This is a genomic window from Pseudomonas proteolytica (assembly GCF_007858275.1).
Classification (GTDB): domain Bacteria; phylum Pseudomonadota; class Gammaproteobacteria; order Pseudomonadales; family Pseudomonadaceae; genus Aquipseudomonas; species Aquipseudomonas proteolytica.
In genome coordinates this window covers 25,094-45,616 of record NZ_VFEV01000010.1, presented here as the reverse complement: position 1 = coordinate 45,616, position 20,523 = coordinate 25,094, and the positions used below count along the sequence as shown (strand labels likewise).

Annotated in this window: 17 protein-coding genes; 10 read left to right on the top strand and 7 right to left on the bottom strand. The window is 58.8% G+C overall.

The genetic code is table 11. From position 1 onward, the window contains the following. Nucleotides 1-8 precede the first annotated feature (8 nt). The 5 genes from FIV38_RS09265 to FIV38_RS09240 form a co-directional block, all read right to left on the bottom strand. Entirely contained in the window at nucleotides 9-317 is a 309-nt protein-coding gene (locus FIV38_RS09265; protein ID WP_029293623.1) for a hypothetical protein, read from the bottom strand. A gap of 55 nt (nucleotides 318-372) precedes the next feature. Further along, a complete protein-coding gene (locus tag FIV38_RS09260; RefSeq protein WP_092239235.1) occupies nucleotides 373-975 on the bottom strand; it encodes a hypothetical protein in 603 nt (200 codons plus the stop codon). A 269-nt stretch (nucleotides 976-1,244) separates the two neighbouring features. Continuing rightward, nucleotides 1,245-3,611 carry a TonB-dependent siderophore receptor gene (locus FIV38_RS09250; RefSeq protein WP_236310587.1) on the bottom strand — a complete coding sequence of 789 codons (2,367 nt, stop codon included), beginning with the start codon at nucleotides 3,609-3,611 and terminating at the stop codon, nucleotides 1,245-1,247. A 115-nt stretch (nucleotides 3,612-3,726) separates the two neighbouring features. Further along, entirely contained in the window at nucleotides 3,727-4,662 is a 936-nt protein-coding gene (locus tag FIV38_RS09245; RefSeq protein ID WP_092239239.1) for a FecR family protein, read from the bottom strand. Nucleotides 4,663-4,667: 5 nt separating this feature from the next. After that, a complete protein-coding gene (locus FIV38_RS09240) occupies nucleotides 4,668-5,165 on the bottom strand; it encodes an RNA polymerase sigma factor (RefSeq protein WP_224791095.1) in 498 nt (165 codons plus the stop codon). A 650-nt stretch (nucleotides 5,166-5,815) separates the two neighbouring features. Here FIV38_RS09240 and FIV38_RS09235 point away from each other — a divergent pair. Next, nucleotides 5,816-6,136 (top strand): hypothetical protein, encoded by a 321-nt coding sequence (locus FIV38_RS09235; RefSeq protein ID WP_092239241.1) that lies wholly within the window; start codon nucleotides 5,816-5,818, stop codon nucleotides 6,134-6,136. 343 nt (nucleotides 6,137-6,479) lie between these two features. Here FIV38_RS09235 and FIV38_RS09230 read toward each other — a convergent pair whose 3' ends face one another. Next, nucleotides 6,480-7,319 carry an endonuclease gene (locus FIV38_RS09230; protein ID WP_092239243.1) on the bottom strand — a complete coding sequence of 280 codons (840 nt, stop codon included), beginning with the start codon at nucleotides 7,317-7,319 and terminating at the stop codon, nucleotides 6,480-6,482. A gap of 360 nt (nucleotides 7,320-7,679) precedes the next feature. On the opposite strand from FIV38_RS09230, the gene FIV38_RS09225 reads away from it, so the two are divergent. Further along, entirely contained in the window at nucleotides 7,680-7,886 is a 207-nt protein-coding gene (locus FIV38_RS09225; RefSeq protein ID WP_139273607.1) for a hypothetical protein, read from the top strand. A 5-nt stretch (nucleotides 7,887-7,891) separates the two neighbouring features. After that, nucleotides 7,892-8,680, top strand: coding sequence for an aminoglycoside phosphotransferase family protein (locus tag FIV38_RS09220; RefSeq protein WP_092239415.1), 789 nt, complete (start codon nucleotides 7,892-7,894; stop codon nucleotides 8,678-8,680). 440 nt (nucleotides 8,681-9,120) lie between these two features. Here the strand turns inward: FIV38_RS09220 and proP are convergent, their stop codons facing one another. Then, entirely contained in the window at nucleotides 9,121-10,623 is a 1,503-nt protein-coding gene (proP, locus tag FIV38_RS09215) for a glycine betaine/L-proline transporter ProP (protein ID WP_029293649.1), read from the bottom strand. 299 nt (nucleotides 10,624-10,922) lie between these two features. Here proP and FIV38_RS09210 point away from each other — a divergent pair, with 299 nt between their 5' ends. The 7 genes from FIV38_RS09210 (at nucleotide 10,923) to FIV38_RS09180 (ending at nucleotide 20,519) form a co-directional block, all read left to right on the top strand. Continuing rightward, the gene (locus FIV38_RS09210; RefSeq protein WP_092239246.1) at nucleotides 10,923-12,257 is read left to right on the top strand and encodes an EAL domain-containing protein; all 1,335 of its coding nucleotides are present in this window, start codon (nucleotides 10,923-10,925) and stop codon (nucleotides 12,255-12,257) included. A gap of 384 nt (nucleotides 12,258-12,641) precedes the next feature. Then, complete coding sequence (locus FIV38_RS09205; protein ID WP_029293653.1) at nucleotides 12,642-13,307, top strand: response regulator transcription factor; 666 nt, start codon at nucleotides 12,642-12,644, stop codon at nucleotides 13,305-13,307. 131 nt (nucleotides 13,308-13,438) lie between these two features. Beyond that, the gene (locus FIV38_RS09200) at nucleotides 13,439-14,104 is read left to right on the top strand and encodes a response regulator transcription factor (RefSeq protein WP_029293655.1); all 666 of its coding nucleotides are present in this window, start codon (nucleotides 13,439-13,441) and stop codon (nucleotides 14,102-14,104) included. A 20-nt stretch (nucleotides 14,105-14,124) separates the two neighbouring features. Then, nucleotides 14,125-16,491 carry an ATP-binding protein gene (locus FIV38_RS09195; protein ID WP_235861159.1) on the top strand — a complete coding sequence of 789 codons (2,367 nt, stop codon included), beginning with the start codon at nucleotides 14,125-14,127 and terminating at the stop codon, nucleotides 16,489-16,491. Then, complete coding sequence (locus FIV38_RS09190) at nucleotides 16,488-18,830, top strand: ATP-binding protein (RefSeq protein ID WP_092239249.1); 2,343 nt, start codon at nucleotides 16,488-16,490, stop codon at nucleotides 18,828-18,830. Before FIV38_RS09195 ends, FIV38_RS09190 begins: the two co-directional genes overlap by 4 nt. 321 nt (nucleotides 18,831-19,151) lie before the next feature. Beyond that, on the top strand, nucleotides 19,152-19,700 hold the full coding sequence (locus FIV38_RS09185; RefSeq protein ID WP_029293661.1) for a fimbrial protein: 549 nt from the start codon (nucleotides 19,152-19,154) through the stop codon (nucleotides 19,698-19,700). A 72-nt stretch (nucleotides 19,701-19,772) separates the two neighbouring features. Further along, entirely contained in the window at nucleotides 19,773-20,519 is a 747-nt protein-coding gene (locus tag FIV38_RS09180) for a fimbrial biogenesis chaperone (protein ID WP_029293662.1), read from the top strand. Nucleotides 20,520-20,523: the final 4 nt, after the last annotated feature.

The following is a 20,523-nucleotide window of genomic DNA, read 5'->3' as shown; positions in this document are numbered from 1 at the left end:
TCGTGTATTCAGGAGGCAGATGAATCTGCATCGCGAAGCATTGCTACCAGTTCAGACGCCAGGGCGGCCGCTTCTTGGCGATAGTCTTTGTTCCAGCAGCAGGACCAGTCATCAGGCCTGCCCTGATCTTCCCATTGCGCCAACGCAAGCCCGTTGATTATCTCCAGTTCGAACCAGAGGCGTTGCCAAGCGACGGCGTCCTGGACCAAAGCAGTGTCCTGCCACAGGAATTCTGTTTGCGCGACAAAGGCCGACCATGCGAATAGATCCTCTGAGGCTCGCTCGGCGAGCGCTGGCCAGTACTTTCTGACACCCAATGAACGACTCCTTGTAGTTGTGTTGGCAGCCATGAGTTTGTCCCCGTGGCCCGCTTTATAAAACATCTATGCCAGGGTAGAGATCCGCCGGTGGATGATAATCGGGATCTTCGAAGCGGCTATTGTTGTAATGGGTTTTGGCCGTCGGCCCTTCGCCTTTGTACGACACCTGCGAGTTTGGTGTGAGATGCCAGCCATCTGCGTTTTTGTCGCGCTCGATCAGAGACGGATACAGCGTGCAGGTGCCTGCTGAACCTGATGTCAGCCTGAACTGGTAAAAGCGCCCAGCTTGGGGCGTGAACTTCGTCGTGACAGAGCAGGATTGCGTGCGTCCCCCTTCCCAGAACATACCCACATGCGTTTCGATGCCTGGTCGGATCCGCGTTTCGTAATAGTCCGACGTGAGGTTTTGCCCTGCTTTCGGCATACCCTCATCTTGCGTATGGATGAACGGAAGCGGCCCACTGCGAATGACGCCGCCCGAGCGTATGCCGTTTTCGTATTGGTACAGATCGGCATGCTGAGTGAAGTTGACGATGCGGATCCAGGCGGGGTTCGGCTCGTTTTCAGGTGCCGTGAAGTAATCGGTGTGTGGCAAATACTGGCAGCCTGCGAACAACGGCAGAGCCAGCAGGCAGAGTGCAGTGCGTATCGACATGGGGCCTGTCCTGTTGCGGAGTCAGGGTAGAGACCACAAAAAAAGAGGAGCATTGCGTAACAGCTGAAAAATCTCGATGGGGTTATTAGCGTCCCTGAACCGCCAGTCTTCTGTGGAACGCCAGCGCTACGCGCCGGTCATCAATCACATGGGCGTGGCAATGAGTAAGATTGCGGTCCCGTGTGCGGCTATGGCGGCGTTTACCCCGTAGCGCAATCGTCCTAGCATCTCGCCACGTCCGTCCTTGGACATGAGAGTCCAGCCGCGTCTTAGAAGCTGTAGCGGGCCGTCAGTTTGAAATTGCGTGGGTCGCCGTAGACGTCGTACGGTTCATAGCCCCCGTTGGCGATGCTGACGTAATAAGTACGGTCGAACAGGTTGTTTACGTTGAACTGCAAATCCAGTTGCTCGCTGGCCTTGTAGCCTGCCACCAGGCCGGCCACGGTGTACGAGCCCTGTCGATTTTGCCATGCACTGCTACCGCTGCCTCCCGCGGTGCGGATCTGGCTCTGCTGGTAAACATCACCGCCAATGCGCCAGCGTTGCAGGTCGCCGGGTAGGCTGTAGATCGTGGAGAGCTTGAATAGCTGACGCGGCAGTCGGCGGTTGAAGTCCTGGCCTTCCAGGGTTGCATTGGCGTCGTTGACGTATTTCGTCTGGGTGTAGGTGTACCCAGCGGCCAGTTGCCAGTTTTCGGTCAGGGCGCCCTGAATTTCCAGGTCAACACCTCGGCTGCGCACCAGGCCGGAAGCCTCGTGGCACGAACTGTTGGCGGCTGGACCGCAGCCTTTGACGTCAGGCAATTCCTGGGCGCGATTCTTCTGATCAATCTGGAAAACAGCGAGGCTGGCGTTCAGTGCGCCATCGAAGTATTCGCCCTTGATACCCACTTCGTAGTTCTCGCCCAAGATAGGCTCGATCACTTGCCCACCGAGGCCTTTTTCGGTCTGTGGCTTGAAGATATCGGTGTAGCTGACGTAGACCGAGTGATTGGCGTCCAGGTCATAGACCAGGCCGGCATAGCGGGTCAAATTGCGCGTGACCTTGTAGCTGCTTGCGGGGGTGGCCCTGCTTTCGAATTCGTACCAGTCCAGACGACCGCCGAGAATCAGCGACAGAGGTTCGGTCAAGCGCAGGCGGGTGCTGGCATAGAGACTGTCCTGAGTCGTCGTCTCGAGGCGGCCGTCGGGGCCTTTGACGATATTGGGCTTGGTATGACCACGTGGGTCCCACGCGAACAGATCGACGTTGCTGTCGATGAACCTTTCCCAAATATTACCGGTACGATAATCCAGCTGGCGCTTGCTGAGGCCCATGCTGAAGTCATGTTCTTGACCCAGCAACTGGAAGGGGCCGCTGAGGGCCAGGTCATAACCTCTTTCCTTCTGCTCCATGGCTTGCGTCCATAGATAGTGGCGGTTGTATCCCCATATGGAAGAGGCCAGTACGTCATTGTCGGTCGTCGACTGCATGGCTGCCATGCGCAGCTTCCAGTCGTTGGCGAAACCGTGCTCCAGGGTCGCGAAATAACCGGTGGTGCGGTTGTTCATGTATTCATAGTCGTGTCCCAGGAACGTGTCCCGGGGTAGCCCTAGATGGCCACCGCCACGGGCCATGGGCAACCCGCCCCAGACGTAGTTGGTGTAGTCCTTCTGCCGATAGGCGCCCAGTGTCAAAGTGGTGGTATCAGTCAGGTCGGCGTCTACCACGCCGTAGTACAGGTCCGCGTCACTTTCCACCGACTCGCGGAAGCTTTTCGAGTCTTGCCGCGAGAGCACGGTACGGGCGCGCAAAGTGCCGCTTTCATTGAGTGGGCCGCCAATGTCCAGGGTGCTGCTGTAATCGTCCCAACTGCCAGCGCTGCCGGTGAGCACCGCCTGGAACTTATGTGTCGGGCGTTTACGCACCAGGTTGATGGCGGCCGCAGGGCTGCCGGCGCCTTGGGCCAGGCCGGTGGCGCCGCGAACGATTTCCACCCGGTCATACATGGCCAGGTTGGCTTCGCTGCTGGGCAGGTAGGTGAGGAAGCTGGTGGGAAAACCGTCGTACATGACGGTGTCGACGTCAAACCCGCGCGCGCTGAAGGTGGGGCGCGCCACGCCGCCGGAGTTATTGAGGAAAATCCCCGGCGCGCTTTGGGCCACATCACTGATGGTGGTCATGGCCTTGTCGTCCATGCGTTTGCGCGTGACCACGCTGACCGACTGTGGCGTTTCACGCAAGGTCAAGGGCAGCTTGGTGGCGGTCTGCATGGCGCCGGTGGTATAGGAACCGGTGTTCTCGGTCGTTTCGCCCATCTCCTGGCCGACGATTGCCGTTTCCCCCAATTGCAGGGTGCTGCTCGATTCGGGAGCCTTCTCCAGCATCACGCTGTTCGCGCCGGTCGCGCGCCAGGTCAAGCCGCTGCCTTTCAATACTTCAGCCAGTGCCGCCTCTGGCTCTTTGGGGCCGACCACCCCAAGGCTGTTTTTGCCGGCTACCAACGTGCCATCCACTATCACCTGTAAACCGCTTTGGGCAGCCAGGCGGTTCAGCGCGCTCGCCAAGGGTTGCGGTGCGATATTGAATGAGTGGGGATCAGCAAACGCCAGGCCGGATATCAGCACGCACAACAATGTAAGCGGGGCTGCGGACAAAGATTTTATTGGCAAACCTTCAGGTAACGGATGCTGCATCAGTGCTCCCCCTAATACGAAACATTATCATTCTAGGGAGGGAAGACGGGTGACACGCCAACACCCGTAAAAATAGTCAAGTCTTGGAGGAGATCACCAGCAGATAGTCGGTGTAGCGCTCGATCTTGAGGGGGAAGACTTTCTCCAGCGTCGCCAGGCCGTCGTCCAGGTCGTCGAGTTGAAAGGTGCCGCTGACTTTGAGTGCGCCCAGGCTCGTGTCCCGTATCAGGATGATCCCCGGACGATAGCGTTCGACCTGCTCAAGCACCTGCGCAAGCGGCGTCATTTCGAAGACCAGGCGACCCTGCTCCCACGCCAGTATCGTGTCGACGACCACACTCTGCTTGGCGCCCAGGCCATCGGCACGCCCACCCACGGTTTCGCCAGCGCTGAGCGTCACCTTGTCAGGCGCATTGGTGACAGCCACACGCCCGCGGCGCACCGTGACATCCACGTGCTCTCCATCACGGCGCACTGCGTAGATCGTGCCCAGGGCCGTAGCGCTCAGGGCCCCTGCCTGCACACTGAAGGGCCGTTGTGGGTCCGGCTTTACATCGAACACGGCCTCGCCCTTGCGCAGGGTAATGCGGCGCCCATCGTCAGTGAAATTCACATCAACGGCGCTGTTGGCATTCAAGGTGATGTGAGAACCATCAGCAAGCGTGACCTGGCGACGCTCAGCGGTGCCGGTGTAATAGTCTGCGTCCAACGCCATGTATTGCGCCCATGCCACGCCGAGCCCGAGTACCAACGATGCTGCGATACCCATTGCCCACACGCGTCGCGACGACGGCCGTGCTGCGGCACGAGGCTCGGCCAGATGTGCGCTTAAACTCCACAGCCGACGCGCCTCGACAAACGCCTGCTGATGCTCCGGTGCCTGTTCGCACCATGCCCGCGCCGCGGCCACATCAGAGGGCTGCACCGAGCCCGAGGTAAGGCGAATCACCCACGCGTGGGCAGTGCGCTGGACTTCGCTAATGGATTGGGGGGTGTCGGATTGATCATGCATACCGGCTATCGTTGCAGGCATTGGCTGAGAAAGTCGAGAGTAATAGCTAATTGTTTTTCCACCGTACTTACAGATACCTGCAGTTGAGAGGCTACTTCCTTATGGGGAAGGTTGCGCAGCCGGCACAGGGTAAATATCTCCTGGCACTGGATAGGTAAGCGGTGCAAAGCGGCGGCCATTGCGGCGAGTTCCTGTTGCGCTACCACGACATCGAACAGAGCCGGGCTTTCGCCCGTTACCTCGTAAAGGTAGGCGGTGCCTTCGTCGAGGCGCTCCCGTGTTTGCCTGCTGCGTGCATGATCAATCGCCAAGTTACGGGCAATTTTAAAGATAAAGCCGCGTAGGTTGAGCACCGGTTTACGGGGTGGCTGACGGAGCAGGCGCAGGTAGGTTTCCTGAGTCAGATCGGCAGCAGTCTCAGGATTGCGCAACTGACGATGAAGAAACGAACGCAACTCGGTGGCATGGGCCCGAAACGCCACCTCAAGCTCTTCGGTGGTCATGCTCGACATTGGCAGAGATCACGCAGAGGAAAGCCCCGTACTTTAATGATAGCGCTTCGCATTAACAATCTTTTCTTGGGCTGCCAGCTTGATCGGCCTATGACTGGAAATGGCAGCGTCTGGCAGAGTGCGGCCAGGGGATGAGTCTGCTGACCCGTGGGCTGTTGGGCAGTTTGTGTTCGGCCAGCCATGACCGGGCAATTGCATGTCGACTAAAGAAACCTTGCCGCTCATGGTCAGGTTCAGCTGGCCATGGCGCATCAGGATGAGCTCCCTGTTCACTGTGTTTACGTCCTTGTGTTGCTGGTGGGGCGGGTGAAGGATGAGTGCTTACGCGCAGTTAAAGTCAGGTGGCTACTGGGTAGGCAGAACATTGAGTCGGGAGGGTACCAACTGGACAATAGTCGCGCGGCATCCCGAAAAAATAATCAGGGCTTTTATAAAAGGCAATGAGCCACTAGCCCATCTGTGCTAGTTCTCCCGCGAACGAATCAATGTTAACTTTTGGGCTTTATTTTTGTGGTGAAAGAGGCTTCTTTTTAGTGCCTTCTCTAAAAGTTTATTGGTCCGGAAATTAATTAAATCCCCGTTCCCCAGCGAAGCCGAAGTTAGGGTTGCGCTCAACCCTATTGCAACTAAGGAGAGTGCTCATGAATTACCGATGCCTGCTGCCCATGCTCTTGCTGGCTGGTTGTGTTTCGCAACCCAATCATCAGGGTGTCAATTGGGGAGATGGCGCTTGCCCCAAACCCGCGCCAGAAAGCATTTCGGCCACTAATCATCTGGTGATAGAAGACGGTAAGACACTGAAATGCCAAATCCGCCCTTATGTCTGGAACATGGCTTGCCAAGGGATCGTCGACGCAGGCACTGAAGGCGTTATTTGCCAGGACAATGGGGGGAACCAGATGATTTTCTTGTTTGATGACAAAGGCGTGTTGACTACGCATCGCAGCTTGAAGGCGGGCTAGTGCGGACGTCATGATTGGCTAATCGCCCAGGCGGCCACCGCATGCACCTTATGGGTGCCTGAAGTCAAACCGCAGTAAGGGCTGGCGCTTGTTGCTGGGTTTACATGCCCAAGGTCGGAATGGTCACCTGGCCACATTCTATGAGTTGGCCAGCGGTCACTTGAAGCACATCATTGGGTTTTGCGGCGTATCCGGCAAGAAAGCCGATGGCCAGCAACGCGATACAGAGCAGGGATCTTCTTAAAATCATCGGGAATTCGCTGAGTCATGGGTATGAAAACATGCAGCACTGATTCCAGATTGTGAAAAAGGTTCCTGGCGTGCGGGTTCTGCCAGGCGCCACCTATGAAAGCAGCACCACACGGGCGCTCTCGAATAGCACGGGCCGTACAAGAATCTTGTAGCTGTCAGCATCGAACGACTGCGGTGGCAGGGCCGGCGCCAACCGGGCTTCGGCCTCCGAGGCATAAGTCCCGATGTACCGCCAGTTGTCCACGACGTGGTATTGCTCTATCTGGCCATGGCGTTCATGCAGCGCAATGGCGGCGGGGTACGGCCAGCGATGGACGGCCCAGTGCGCCAACGCCTGTAGCAAACGCTCGGTGTGGGCTGCATGGGTTTCATCGCCCCGGCATGCTCCTGCGCATTTACGGATCTGCGCGCGGAAACAGCCCTTTGCGCTGGGTGGTTCTATGCCCAGCAGGCCATGGCAGAGACGGTGCTCGTCGGCGAGCAGCATCAACGCTTCGATTGCCATGCGTCGGCTGCGAAACAGCCCATACAACTGTGGCCCCTCGGCTAGCGCGGTGGTGTCGATGATCTCGAGTTTGCCGTTGTGCATGCGCAGCGAGCACAGGCGCCGTTGCCGGCGCAGGCGTTTGTTCTTCAAGGGCTGCATCTCTTTGATCAGGCGCGACTCCAGCAACAATGCACCGATTTCCCCTGCGGTCTGCTGGTACTCGATCCGCTGTGCCTGGCGCAACATGCGCGCTTCTTCTGGGTTGCGCAGGTGCGCCAGCAGGCGGCTGCGAAGATCGACACTTTTACCGATGTACAACGGCAGCGAATCGTCTTGTGCGTAGAAAAAATACACGCCGGGCGCACGCGGCGCCGCCTCGGCCTGGGCGCGAAGGTGGGCAGGGTATTCGAAGGATGGGGCGGGAGGAGTCGGGCGTAGAGGCATGCCGAATATAGTGCGGCATGAACCGCAGAAATGGGGTGCCGCCGGTCGGGCGCCGGCGAAACTGCACTCAACTTGCGTTGGGCAGGTTACTGATCCAACGCTTGCCGCCGGGATGACGAATTATGCTTCATTGGGGCCAACTCCATTGGTCGTCAGCGCGACTATGTCATCTCTGCGGTGAATTCTCATCAGCTCTGTGCGGCATTCTCTGGCGAGAAACGTTCTTGTTTGCCCAGGGCTGAGATAAACTCCGCGGATTCTTGAAAGGGAGCCTTGCGGCAATGGAACTGAAATCGTCGAGCAGAAGTATTCGGGTGCTGGGTTGTGCCGGGATAGTGGCCGGTGCGGGTGGGTAAATTCATGCAGCACCTGCGAACCTTGAATCTCGCCATGGAACGCTTTCTGAGTCGGTTTACCCGCACGCAGTTCCTGTGCGCTGCCGTTGCCATCACCGCGCTCAACTTCGTCTTGGACTACACCGTTGCTGCGTATTCCTCGCTCTATCTCTCAATGCTCAGCGGTTGGCTGTTTGCCATGGGTTTTGTGAGGTTCCGGTCTGAACCGTGATGCGTATGTTTGATCACTACCTCAAGCGATGGGACCTGGTCGTCGACGGCGATGCATTCGTCTCGCGCAACGGTAATCTACTGCCCGTTCGCCAGCGTGGCATGCCTGCCATGCTCAAAATCTCCCAAGTGGCCGAGGAGCAGGCTGGCAGTTTGCTGATGGTCTGGTGGGACGGCGAAGGTGCAGCCCCCGTGCTGGCCCCTGACGGCGAGGCCTTGCTCATGGCGCGTGCTTTGGGCTCGGCCTCGCTGATACAGATGGTCAATGACGGCCGGGATGAGGAGGCCACTCGCATCCTGTGTGGCGTAGCTGCGCGCCTGCATGCACCACGGGCCAAGCCGACTCCCGCATTGGTTGCGCTGGAGCAGTGGTTCGAAGCGCTATGGCAAGGGGCGGCCATGCACGGCGGCATTCTTGAGCATTGTGCAAGCACTGCACGTGAACTCCTGGCAGCCCCCCGGGATGTCGCGGTACTGCATGGCGATATTCACCATGGCAACGTGCTGGATTTTGCCGCGTCCGGTTGGCTGGCCATTGATCCCAAGGGCCTCTACGGCGAACGGGGCTTTGATTATGCGAACCTGTTCTGCAACCCCGATGAACGCGCCCTGGTCCCGGAGTACTTTGCGCGGCGGATCGAAGTGGTCGCCAGTGTTTCGGGTATCGAGCGGCGCAGGCTCCTGCAATGGGTGCTTGCCTGGGCAGGGTTGTCATCAACCTGGATGCTTGAAGAGGGGGATGAACCGGGAATCACCCTCGGCGTGGCGCAACTGGCGGCGACGGCACTGCGGTGATCAGTAAGCTGTCGCCATCACCCCCCCTGTAGGAGCTGGCTTGAAGCGATCGCGCAGGACCGGTCGCCGACAAAGTGACTGACCCACCGCCATCGCCGCATAGGTATCTACACAACTTTGCTGCATCGCATAAACCCAGGCAGATAGGTCTGTTGTGGCGAGCGGGCTTGTCGGAACGCCGCATCGCCCGCGCTGGGCTGCGAAGCAGCCCTAGTAAGCCGAATGCGGTGTATTAGATACACTGTAGCGGCTGATTTTGGGGCTGCTTCGCAGCCCAGCGCGGGGCAAGCCCAGCGCGGGGCAAGCCCGCTCGCCACAGGGAAGATCGTCAGTTTCTGAAAGTTGTGTAGATGCCTATGGCCATCGCCGGCAAGCCGCCCTAGATTTTTTTGCCGCCCAGCCAAGCGCGCTGCCTGATCGAGCTCCCTTGTGGCAGCGGATCAGTCGATCCGCGGATGCTGTTGCGCCAGGTTCTCGCGCTTGGCTTCCAGCTCGGCGATCTGCTCGTCCAGGTCTTCGATCTTCTGCTCGATATTGTCGTGATGCTCCTGCAGCAGTTCCCGTGCCTCTTCGATATCCGACGCCGCCGGGGCCGCGCCGCGCAGGGGTTTGTTGGCGGTTTCCTTCATGGTCAGCCCAGTGACCAGGCCCACCACGGCAATGACCATCAGGTAGTAGGCAGGCATGTACAAATCGTTAGTGCTCTCCACCAACCAGGCCACAGCGGTTGGGGTCAGGCCGGCGATCAGCACCGAGATGTTGAACGCACTGGCCAAGGCGCTGTAGCGGATGTGGGTGGGGAACATTGCCGGCAGGGTGGACGCCATCACGCCGATAAAGAAGTTCAGCACCACCGCCAACATCAGCAACCCGGCGAAAATCAGCCCGAGCTTGCCGCTGTTGATCAGCATAAACGCCGGAATCGCCAGAGCCAGCAGGCCGATGCTGCCGGCGATGATAAAAGGCCGGCGCCCGACTTTGTCGCTGATAAAGCCGATCAAGGGTTGCACGAACAGCATGCCGACCATGATCGCGATGATGATCAGCACGCCATGGTTTTCGCTGTAGTGCAGGTTGTGCGTCAGGTAGCTGGGCATGTAGGTGAGCAGCATGTAGTAGGTGACGTTGGTCACGGCCACCACGCCGACGCAGGTCAGCAGGCTGCGCCAATGCTTGGTGGCGACTTCCTTGAACGACACACGCGGGCCGCGGGCCAGGCCTTCGCGGTCGCCCTGTTCGAGCTTTTCAACATGCTGTTGGAAGGCCGGGGTTTCTTCCAGGGCGTGGCGCAGGTACAGGCCGATCATGCCCAGGGGCAGGGCGAGGAAGAACGGCAGGCGCCAGCCCCACTCCTGGAATTGCTCTTCGCCCAGCACGCTGGAGATCACCACCACCACGCCCGCACCGAGCACGAAGCCGGCGATTGAGCCGAAGTCCAGCCAACTGCCGAGGAAGCCGCGCTTGCGGTCGGGGGCATATTCGGCGACGAAGATCGAAGCCCCGGTGTATTCACCGCCCACCGAAAACCCCTGGGCCATCTTGGCCAACAGCAACAGGATCGGGGCCCAGATGCCAATCGAGGCATAGGATGGAATCAGGCCGATGGCAAAGGTGCTGATGGACATGATCACGATGGTGGCCGCGAGGACTTTCTGCCGCCCGTACTTATCCCCCAGCGCACCGAAGAACAGGCCACCCAGAGGGCGGATCAGGAAGGGCACGGAAAAGGTCGCCAGCGCCGCGATCATCTGCACGCCAGGGTCGGCGCCGGGGAAGAACACCTTGCCCAGCACATAGGCCACGAAGCCATACACCCCGAAGTCAAACCACTCCATGGCATTGCCCAGTGCGGCGGCGGTAATCGCCTTGCGCATCTTGGCGTCGTCAACGATGGTGATGTCGTTCAACCCGATTGGGCTGACGCTTTTCTTGCGTGATTTCATACAGGTCACTCTGTCACTGAACGGTGTCGATGCCATTGTTTTAATGGCATGGTCTATTCGGTCAGATACATGAGGACACGAAATAATTCACCGCTTTATGTTTTTTTTCCTGTAGGCGCCGGCTTGCTGGCGATGCTCCTCGACGATAACGCGAGACAACTGACCTGATCCCAGGCAATCCGCGCGCCATTGTGGCTCGCACACCCCGCAGGCAAGGGCGCTTTTAGTCCCAATCCTATTTGCTTCTTTTTTGGCACTGATAAGCTTTTTTCCTGGAAAAGTATCGGGAAATTCTTGTCATGATCGTAAATGCCGCCGTACCCAACGAGTTCAACGCCCTGCGCGTTATCACGTTGGCAACCGACGCCACCTGTGCCAATCGGCTAGCCGGCGCGTTGAGCAGTATGGGCGTGACCGCGCTGACCAATGCTCAATCGTTGAGCGACGTGCAGACATGGCTGGTTGAGCAGCCGGTGGACGTTATCGTCTGCGAAATTCGTCCGGGGTGTGATGATGGGCTGATGCTGCCAAGCCTGCTCAAGGGCCTGCACGAAGCCGGCACCGTGGCGCAGTTGCCGAGCATCTTCTGGACCGGTGAAACCACGTTGAATGCCCAGGTGCGCGCTGCAGAAGAGGACGGCGTGGTGTCCCCGCATGCCGACACCCAGCAGCGCTGGATCAAGCACATGGGCGGGGTCGCCATCAGTGCGCTGGAGTCTCATGCACGATTGGCCCGGGCCGCAGGGATTCTGGTGGAGATCCTGCGTGAAGGCGCAACCCTGGAACTGGGCGATGCCCTGCGAGCCGTGGTGCTGACCCGCGCGAAACCGGACCCGCAGTTACACATGACCACATTCGACGCCTTGGCCGAGGATGAAGTGATCAATGCGCTGACCACGGGGGAGGGGTTGCGCTTTGTGTTCCAGCCACAATTCGAACTGTTGAGCCGGCGTGTAGTGGGGGCCGAGGCACTGGTGCGCTGGAAGCACCCGCGCTTTGGAGAAATCCCGCCGTCGGTGTTGATGCCGTTGGTCAACCGCCTAGGCCTGGACCTGCTGCTGTTCAGCCTGGTGGAGATGTGGAGCATCAGGGCGATGCTGGCGCTCAAGCGTGAAAACATCCTGATCCCCATCGCCGTGAACGCCTCGGCCAAAACCCTTTGCACCCCGCACTTTGCCGACCGTCTCGCCACGCGGATGCAGCAGGCCGAGTTACCGAACCGCTTGCTGAAAATCGAGCTTACCGAGGACGTACCCGAGCCGGATGAACTGCATCTTTCAGCCTCGCTGACGGCGATCCGCGCCAAGGGCTTCCAGGTGTCCCTGGATGATTTCGGTACGGGCGCGGCCACCCTGAATCTGTTGGCGAACCTGTCGTTCGATGAGATGAAAATCGACGGCTCGTTCGTGCGTGCAGTAGAGCAGCACTCCTCATCACGCAAGGTGATTGCAGGCATCGTCAGCTGGGCCGGCCTGCTGAATCTGAATCTGGTGGCCGAGGGCATCGAGGATGAGTCCACAATCCCTTTGTTGCACCGCTTGGGCTGCCGCGTCGGGCAGGGTTATGCGCTGGCGCGACCGATGGAAATCGAGGCTTTTTTGAGCTTCCTGATTCAGCGCAATAAATATCAATAAATAGACTTGTGTTTGCCTGTCTGCCCTGCTGATGTTGTTTTTAGGAGTACTCTTATTTCCATTTTTTCATCGGTGACTTAAATTCACCCTCGTCGAATTTTTTAAATTATCTGCCGCTGGAGTTAATCAATCTGACTATTCAATAATTATTGTTGAAGGTCATTGATTTCAAAAAAAACGACTGTTCGCCTGGCAACTTCAAATTTGCCAGTGCGTAGTGTATTGCGTGATCGAAAGTTCGCCTGCTGCTTTTTAATGTGCGCTTGCTCAGTTGCACGGATGGAATTGACGTTGTAAGCCCGTCTGCAATGACGGCAACTTACCAATGATGAGGCGGAGTTGTTTTTCATCTTTTTGCTCGTTATATAGAGTGTCCTGTGATCTATGAAACGCTTACAAATTGCTTTGCTGGATGATCATGCAATCGTGCGACATGGCCTGGTCAATCGTTTAGTGCAGGAACCTGATTTTGAAGTGGTCGGTGTCTACGCCCGCACGCGTGAACTGTTGGCAGGGCTGGCCAAGGCTCCGGCGCAGGTGCTGTTGCTGGACTATGTCCTGGGGCCCAGCGAGTTGGACGGTGTTTTACTGATTCGAGCGTTGCGGGTGAAGTTTCCACAATGCCGCATCCTGGTATTTTCCACCCACCATGATGCCGCCACCGTGATCCTGGCCTTGCGCGTAGGTGCTCGGGGATTTCTCGGCAAGAGTGAAGACATGGGCCAGTTGATCGATGCCGTCCGGCTGGTGGCATCGGGCGTGGTCTACCTGAGCCCGGACATGGCCTACCGGGTTGCCGAGGCCACTGCGGTCAACTATGACGGTGAAGTCCGCAACCGTGAGGATGCCCTGCGCTTTGTCAGCCTGTCCGCTCGCGAGCAGGAAGTGATCCGCTGTTATCTGACCGGCATGACCATCACCGAGATTGCTGAGAAATTCAATCGCAGCATCAAGACCATCAGTTCCCAAAAGGCCTCGGCTTTTCGCAAGTTGGGCGTGATATCCAACAACGAGTTATTCAAGATCAAGCACCTCATTGAAGGCGTCTGAACCCGCCACCCACGCGCCGTGTGATTTGCTGGTTGTTGCATATACTTACGAGCGTGCCAGACGTTGTAGCGGTGGGTTACCCCTGTTTTTCGGCAGCGCGGTGTGCGCTGGGCTGAGTGGGCTCGATCACGATGAAACCTATACGTATTGCTTTGTTGGATGATCACGCGGTTGTTCGACATGGTCTGGCCAATACCCTGGCGGCCGAGGCGAACTTTGAAGTAGTGGGCATTTATGAGCGCAGCCGGGACTTGATCGCCGGCCTCGCCACGGCGCCTGCAGACTTGCTGCTACTGGACTTTTCCCTGAGTCCCGAAGAGTTGGACGGCGTGTCATTGATCCGCGCCTTGCGGGTCAAGTTTCCCGATAGCCACATCCTTGTATTGTCCACCCACCATGACCCGGCGACCGTGGGCTTGGCCATGCGTGTCGGGGCGCGCGGGTTTGTCGGCAAGGGCGAGGACATGGGCCAGTTGGTCAAGGCCATCCGTAAAGTCGCGGCGGGGGCGGTGTACCTGAGTCCCGACATGACCTATCGCCTTGCCGAAACCGTCACCAGCGATACCCGCAAGGGCCCTGGCGAGGTGCCGGACGCGCTGATCCTGGCGGAGTTGACCAGTCGCGAGCAGGAGGTGATTCGGTGTTACCTGGCGGGCATGACCATTACCGAAATCGCCGAGAAATTCAACCGCAGCATCAAGACCATCAGCACCCAGAAAACCTCGGCGTTTCGCAAGCTGGGAGTCACTTCGAACAACGAACTGTTCAAGCTCAACAAGATCATTGGTTCGCCATGAGGCAGTGGTTATGGGGGAGTGTGCTGTTGTGGTTGATAGGAGGAGCGCCTGCTCTCGGCGCGGATGTGGTTCAACTGAGTGAACAGGAGCAGCAGTGGATTCAACAACACCCGGTGCTACGGGTGGGGGTGGCGGAGGGGCTGATTCCATTCGAGTACCTGAGTGACGGGCGACTGCAAGGGCGTTCGGCGCAGTACCTGCAATTTGTGACCGATGCCACGGGCCTTGAATTCACCTACGTGCCAGGAAAGACCACGCAGATACGCGAGCAGATGCTCCTCGATGGCCAGGTCGATCTGTTGTCCTCTTACCTGCGCTTCAGGTCTGAGCGGGCGACCAAGGGCCTTACCGCGCTGACCTACCACACCACTTCGCCGATCATCGTGACCCGTGTCGACGGCCTCGATATCTTTGACATCGACCAACTGCAAGGCAAAACCGTGATGGTCCCCGACGTGGATCATTACGATGAGATAGTCAGTGAAACAGGGGCCAAGGTCACGCTGATCAAAAGCCGATCGGCCCTGGAAATGCTGACCCGTGTCGAGGACGGCAGTGCCGACGCGGCCATCGCCTCGGAAACCTTCCTGATGCCCTATCTGTACCGCCAGTTCCAGGGCATCCTCGAAGTTTCAGGCGTGGTCGGTAGCCAGGCGCTGGATGTCAGCATGGCGGTTCGCTCGGACCAGGCCATGCTGATCTCGATCCTCGACAAAGTCCTGGGGTCAATCACCGCCGAGCAACGCCGAGTGATCTATAGCCACTGGTATCACGACCTCGACCTGAATGTCCCAACCTTGCTTACCCTCTACAAGCACTTCTTGCATGTCCTGGTCATGGGCGCGTTGGTGCTCGCCAGTTTGTGTGTGCTGGTCTATCGCGGCCATCGCCGGCGGCGTCAGGCCGTACGCAACGAGCAGGAAAAAACCATGTTCCTGGCCGTCATGGGCCATGAAATACGTTCGCCTATGAATGCCGTGCTGGCGGCCATGGAATTATTGGGGCACACCCGGCTCAATGAGCAGCAGCGCCACTTTGTGCACCTTGCCAATGGCGGCGCCAACGCATTGGTGCGGTTGCTGGATACCGTGCTGGACACCCCAGGCTCGGGTGCGCGGGCGTTGCGCCTGAGCATTGAACCGACCGATGTGACCGCGCTGGTGCAAGGCGTAGTTGGCTTGCACCGCCTGCGCGCCCGGGAAAAGCACCTGAGCCTGAACGTGAGCATCCACACTACGCTGCCCATGCTGTTACTCGACAGCTCCCGCCTGACGCAGATCTTTCATAACTTGCTATCCAATGCCATCAAGTTCACCGATGCCGGTGGAGTCGATATCAAGCTGTGCCTGGTGGGCTCGCAGGCCGACGGCCAGCAATTACAAGTCAAGGTGCGCGATACCGGGATCGGTATGAGCGACGCGGTGCAGGCATCGTTGTTCCGGCCGTATGCCCAGGCCACTCACTCTTACAAGCGCTCCGGTGGTACCGGGCTGGGCCTGGTGATCTGCCAGCAGTTGGCCAACTTGATGCAGGGTTCGTTGACGCTCAACAGTGAACCGGGGGTTGGTACCACCATCATCCTCTGCGTGCCGGTGACGGTTGCACCGCAGATTACTGAACAACCGCAGATTCAGCCGTCCGCGCCTCAGGCCGTGACGGGCGGCCTGCAGATCCTGGTAGTGGAAGACACCCTGGCCAATCAGGAAGTACTGCGGGCGCAGATCGCTGGCTTTGGCTGCGCGGCCGTGATCGCCGCCGATGCCGCCCAGGCCCGCAGCTTGTTTGGGGAGCGAGCTTACCAATTGATCCTGATGGACTGCGACCTGCCGGACCAGGACGGTTACAGCCTGGTGCGCGAACTGCGTGAGTTCGAGCGCGATTTGGGGCGTCCACGCTGCCCGATCATCGCTATTTCTGCCTTGACCGGTGAACCGCATCTGAAACGCTGCTTGGAGGCGGGTATGGACGCAGCCTTGAGCAAGCCGATACGCCTGGGGCAACTGCGCGAGGTGATTGAGCGTTGGTGCGACGTCAAACTGGCGGCACCCCGTGCGAGCCTGATGGCTCCACAGCTGGATCAGGCGGCGATCAATCGGGAAATGGCCAGTGACATCGGCAGCCTGATCAAGGCCATCGCGCTGTGTGACCGGCCCAGTGCGGTCCATGTTGCCCATCGTCTGCACGGGGCCGCACTGATCATGGAGTGGTTGGCCCTGGGGCAGAGTGCCGAGCATCTGGAGCGCCTGTTGCGTGGGCCGCAGGGCTGGGATAACCCTGCCTATGCCCAGGCCCTGCGGGCGTTGGTTGAGCATTGGCAGGCCTTGGGCGGGAATGCGACCCTCGACGTGCTGCCACCCAATCGGCCCGCGCGAGTGACGCAGCGATGAGCGCCTTCCTGCAACGCCTGCTGTTGCTGGCAATCCTGTTGTGCAACCTGAGTGGGGCGTCACACGCCAGCCCGACGCCGATGGAGTTGACCCAGCAGGAGCGTGATTGGATTGCCGCCCACCCGGTGCTGCGTGTTGGCGTATTCGATAACTTGCTGCCTTTTGAATACATCAGCAACGGCCAGCTCAGAGGCTTGTCAGCCAAATACCTGAGGGTGATTGCAGCGCGCACGGGCTTGCATTTCGAACCTGTCACCACCACTACGCGCAGCGCCCGCAAAGACATGTTGATCAGCGGCGAAGTCGATATATTGCCCACCCGGCGCCGCGACGATGACCCGGCAAAGGATCTCGGGATGCTGTACACCACGCCCTACAACACAAGTTCGACGATTATCGTCAGTCGGTTTGGCGACCAACCTTTTGCCGACCTGGAGTTACTCGCCGGCAAGCGGGTGGTGATGCTGGGTCGTGAGGAGGACTATGTCGCGTTCTTGAGGCATAAGGCCCCGGGGATAACCGTTGTCTCTGCGCTGAATGCGGTGGACATGATGGCGATGGTCAAGGATGGTCGCACGGATGCGGCGATTGCTTCGGAATGGCTGCTGATTCCCTACCTGTCTCGCCAATATCATGGGGTGCTGCAGATTTCAGGTGTGCTTCCAATGCTGCATACCGGTGTGAGCATGGCGATACGGGACAGCGATGTGCTTCTGCTGTCCATCCTGGACAAGGCGCTGGCGTCCATCAGCGGCGATGAGCGCAAGGCGATCTATGATGCCTGGTTTGTGGAGATGGACCTGGACATACCCACGGTCAAGGCTATTGCCGAGCATTACCAGGGCGAGTTGTGGCTGTTACTGGTGGTGGTGATAGTGCTGCTTGCATTGGTCTTGCAAAGTCGTCTGCAGCGTCGCCACGCCATGAACAGCGAGCGGGAGAAGGCGATGTTTCTGGCAGTCATCAGCCATGAGGTGCGTTCGCCGATGAACGCCGTGCTGGCTGCCGTCGAACTGCTTGAGCACACCCCTCTCGACGAGCGGCAACGACACTTCACCGCGTTGGCCAATAGCGGCGCCAATACCTTGCTGCGGTTGGTGGATGATGTGTTGGACATCTCCAAGATGGAAGCCGGGCAACTGGCCCTCAATCTTGAACCGGTGGACCTCTGGGCGCTGGTCTTGCGGATAGTGGGCGAGCATCGAGCCCAAGCGCAGGAAAAGGGCCTCGAGCTGCTCGTCACCGGCGAGCGTCCCGGTGATCCGCTGTTGCTGGACGAGCTGCGTCTGGCGCAGGTGCTGCGCAACCTGATCGGTAACGCCGTCAAGTTCACCGAGATCGGCCGGGTAGAGGTGCAGTTGCAACTTTTGGCGGCGCCTGCGGTAGAGGTGCGGCACCTGGTGATTCGAGTCATCGACACGGGCATAGGCTTGTCCGAACAGGCGCAATCCTCGCTGTTCCGGCCTTACGCCCGGGCCAAGCAATCCTATCGGCGCACTGGCGGTACCGGCCTGGGCCTGGTGATCTGCCGGCGCCTGGTGAGGCTGATGCGCGGCGAGTTGGTGCTCAGCAGCCTGCTGGGCGTCGGGACCCAGGTCGAAGTGAGAGTGCCCGTTGAACTGGCTGCATCTCACCACTTGCCGGCGAACGAGCCTGCCATACCTGAGGCCGGTAACGGTTTGCAGGTGCTGGTGGTGGATGACTCGTTGCCCAGTCGGCAAATGTTGCAGGCACAGCTCGCAAGCCTTGGCTGCGGCGCGCTGCTGGCGGCGGATGCAGCCCAGGGGCTGGCGCTGTTCAGCACCCATCGGGTCGATATGGTGTTGATAGCGTGTGATTCGCCAGAGAGTGATGAGCGTATGGCTGGCGCGTTTCGTCAGCTGGAGCGCGAACACGAACGCTCATACTGCCCGATCATCGCCGTCTCGACAGTTGCCGGGAATGAATACCTTCAGCGTTGTTTTGATGCCGGTTTAGATGGCGTAATGACTAAACCCATCCAACTGGCCAAGTTGCAGCAGATGATTGAGCTCTGGTGCGAACTCCCCCAGGCCCCGCCAGTTGAAAGGAGTCTGGAGCCGGCGGCGACACCGGAGGCGCTGCGCAAGGAACTCAACAGCCTGATAGAGCGGCTCGCCTTGCGCGATCGCAGCTTGGCGTTGGACGCAGCGCAGAGACTGCACTCTGCCGCGTTGGAAGTGGGTTGGGCAGACTTTGCAGCGATGGCGCAGCGTATCGAAGTGCTGTTGCAAGATGAACTGAGCTGGCCTGCAGAGGCTATCGCGGGCCATGCCCGCAGCCTGCTTGAGCACAGGGGTGGGCTTATTGGCGGGGGCTAGGCTGGATGCGGGCTTCAGCGCTACATAGCGGGTGCTTTTTATTTCGTGTGCTTAACCATTGATAAGTATTGGCAGGGCTGCTTTTTAGGAGTGCTCCTATTGACGGAGTGTGGCTGTTATTTCAATAAAGACAGCGCGCAACAGTAAGTTTTAGTGGCGTTGAAAGTGTAAGAAAGGTGAGGCGTTCAATGGTTTTTCAGAGCACTCCTATATGGAGTTTGATGCGCCGTCCCTAAACTTAATCCTGCAACAACACAGAAGCTCTCCGATAAACGGAAGCTTTACAACTTACTGTAGAACATCGCTCTCTCGGAGTTACTCATGAATTACAAAGCCCGCGCCCTCGCTGTACTGGTCGCTGCCACAGTCTCTTGCGCTGCTCTGGCTTCGGACGGCAAAATCGATTTCAACGGCGAACTCAAAGCCGAAACCTGTCAGGTAGCAGTGAACGGTGCCAGCGGTGCGAGCGGCACGACCGTCACGCTGCCAACCATCTCCACTGCTTCCCTGGCTGCCGCAGGTCAAGTGGCCGGCCAGACAGGTTTCAACATCGAGTTGAGCAAGTGCTCGGCCGCGATCAAGACCGCTGCTGCATTCTTTGAAGCGGGCGGCAGTGTTGATCCGGTCAGCGGCAACCTGAAGAACGTGAGCGGTTCTGCCACCAAGGTTCAACTGCAACTGGTTGACGCCACCAATGGCGCAAAAATCCAGGCCGGCAACACCGCGCAGGTCACGTCCACCAGCCGTATCGATGTCGACGCTACCACCACCTCTGCCACCCTGCCGTACGCTGTCCAGTACTTCGCCCAGGCGGCTACTACTCCGGGCACCGTTGTCAGCTCCGTGACTTACTCCATCAACTATCAGTAAGTCGCAGGCCATGGACACACGCCCTGTTGATGTTTCAAGGGGCGTGCTTCCATGCGGCAACGGGATTGCTTTATGTCTTGCTCACTTGCATTCAAGCAACTGCTCCTGGCAGGGATGGCGACACTGATGTGTTCCCAGGCCTTGGCTGGGGTAGTGATTACCGGAACCCGTCTGATCTACCCGGCGGACCAGAAAGAAATCACCGTAAAACTCAATAACAACGGCACGCAGCCGGCGTTGACCCAATCGTGGATCGACACCGGCGACGTCAAATCGACCCCGACCAGCTCCCAGGCGCCGTTCCTGCTTTCGCCACCGGTGGCGCGCATTGATCCGACCAAGGGCCAAAGCCTGCGGCTGATGTTCACAGGGGCTCCCTTGGCCCAGGACAAAGAGTCGGTGTTCTGGCTTAACGTGCTGGAAATTCCGCCCAAGCCTGAGGCCGGCACCGACCTCAATACCCTGCAAATGGCGTTTCGCTCACGGATCAAATTGTTCTACCGCCCGAGCGATTTGCCGGGCACTGCCAGTGAGGCGATTGAGCAGGTGCAGTGGCAACTGGTGCCGGCGCGTGACGGGCAAGGCCTGGCGTTGCAGGCGTTCAACCCGACGGCGTTCTATGTCTCGCTGGTTGAACTGGAACTGGTGGCTGGCGCCCAGCGTGAGCGCAGTGAAGACGGCATGATCGCTCCGGGTGAAACCCGGCAGTTCGTACTGCCCGCGCTCAAGGCACGACCAGCCGGCGATGCCCAGGTGGAGTTCAACGCCATCAATGATTACGGCGCACTGGTCCCGACTCGGAAACCACTCCAGCGCTGATCAA

Bases quoted from the DNA above. Each gene is read 5' to 3' on its own strand.
- FIV38_RS09260 (WP_092239235.1), bottom strand. From the start codon at position 975: ATGTCGATACGCACTGCACTCTGCCTGCTGGCTCTGCCGTTGTTCGCA.
- FIV38_RS09245 (WP_092239239.1), bottom strand. From the start codon at position 4,662: ATGCATGATCAATCCGACACCCCCCAATCCATTAGCGAAGTCCAGCGC.
- FIV38_RS09240 (WP_224791095.1), bottom strand. From the start codon at position 5,165: ATGACCACCGAAGAGCTTGAGGTGGCGTTTCGGGCCCATGCCACCGAG.
- FIV38_RS09235 (WP_092239241.1), top strand. From the start codon at position 5,816: ATGAATTACCGATGCCTGCTGCCCATGCTCTTGCTGGCTGGTTGTGTT.
- FIV38_RS09230 (WP_092239243.1), bottom strand. From the start codon at position 7,319: ATGCCTCTACGCCCGACTCCTCCCGCCCCATCCTTCGAATACCCTGCC.
- FIV38_RS09225 (WP_139273607.1), top strand. From the start codon at position 7,680: ATGCAGCACCTGCGAACCTTGAATCTCGCCATGGAACGCTTTCTGAGT.
- FIV38_RS09220 (WP_092239415.1), top strand. From the start codon at position 7,892: ATGTTTGATCACTACCTCAAGCGATGGGACCTGGTCGTCGACGGCGAT.
- proP (WP_029293649.1), bottom strand. From the start codon at position 10,623: ATGAAATCACGCAAGAAAAGCGTCAGCCCAATCGGGTTGAACGACATC.
- FIV38_RS09210 (WP_092239246.1), top strand. From the start codon at position 10,923: ATGATCGTAAATGCCGCCGTACCCAACGAGTTCAACGCCCTGCGCGTT.
- FIV38_RS09205 (WP_029293653.1), top strand. From the start codon at position 12,642: ATGAAACGCTTACAAATTGCTTTGCTGGATGATCATGCAATCGTGCGA.
- FIV38_RS09200 (WP_029293655.1), top strand. From the start codon at position 13,439: ATGAAACCTATACGTATTGCTTTGTTGGATGATCACGCGGTTGTTCGA.
- FIV38_RS09190 (WP_092239249.1), top strand. From the start codon at position 16,488: ATGAGCGCCTTCCTGCAACGCCTGCTGTTGCTGGCAATCCTGTTGTGC.
- FIV38_RS09185 (WP_029293661.1), top strand. From the start codon at position 19,152: ATGAATTACAAAGCCCGCGCCCTCGCTGTACTGGTCGCTGCCACAGTC.
- FIV38_RS09180 (WP_029293662.1), top strand. From the start codon at position 19,773: ATGTCTTGCTCACTTGCATTCAAGCAACTGCTCCTGGCAGGGATGGCG.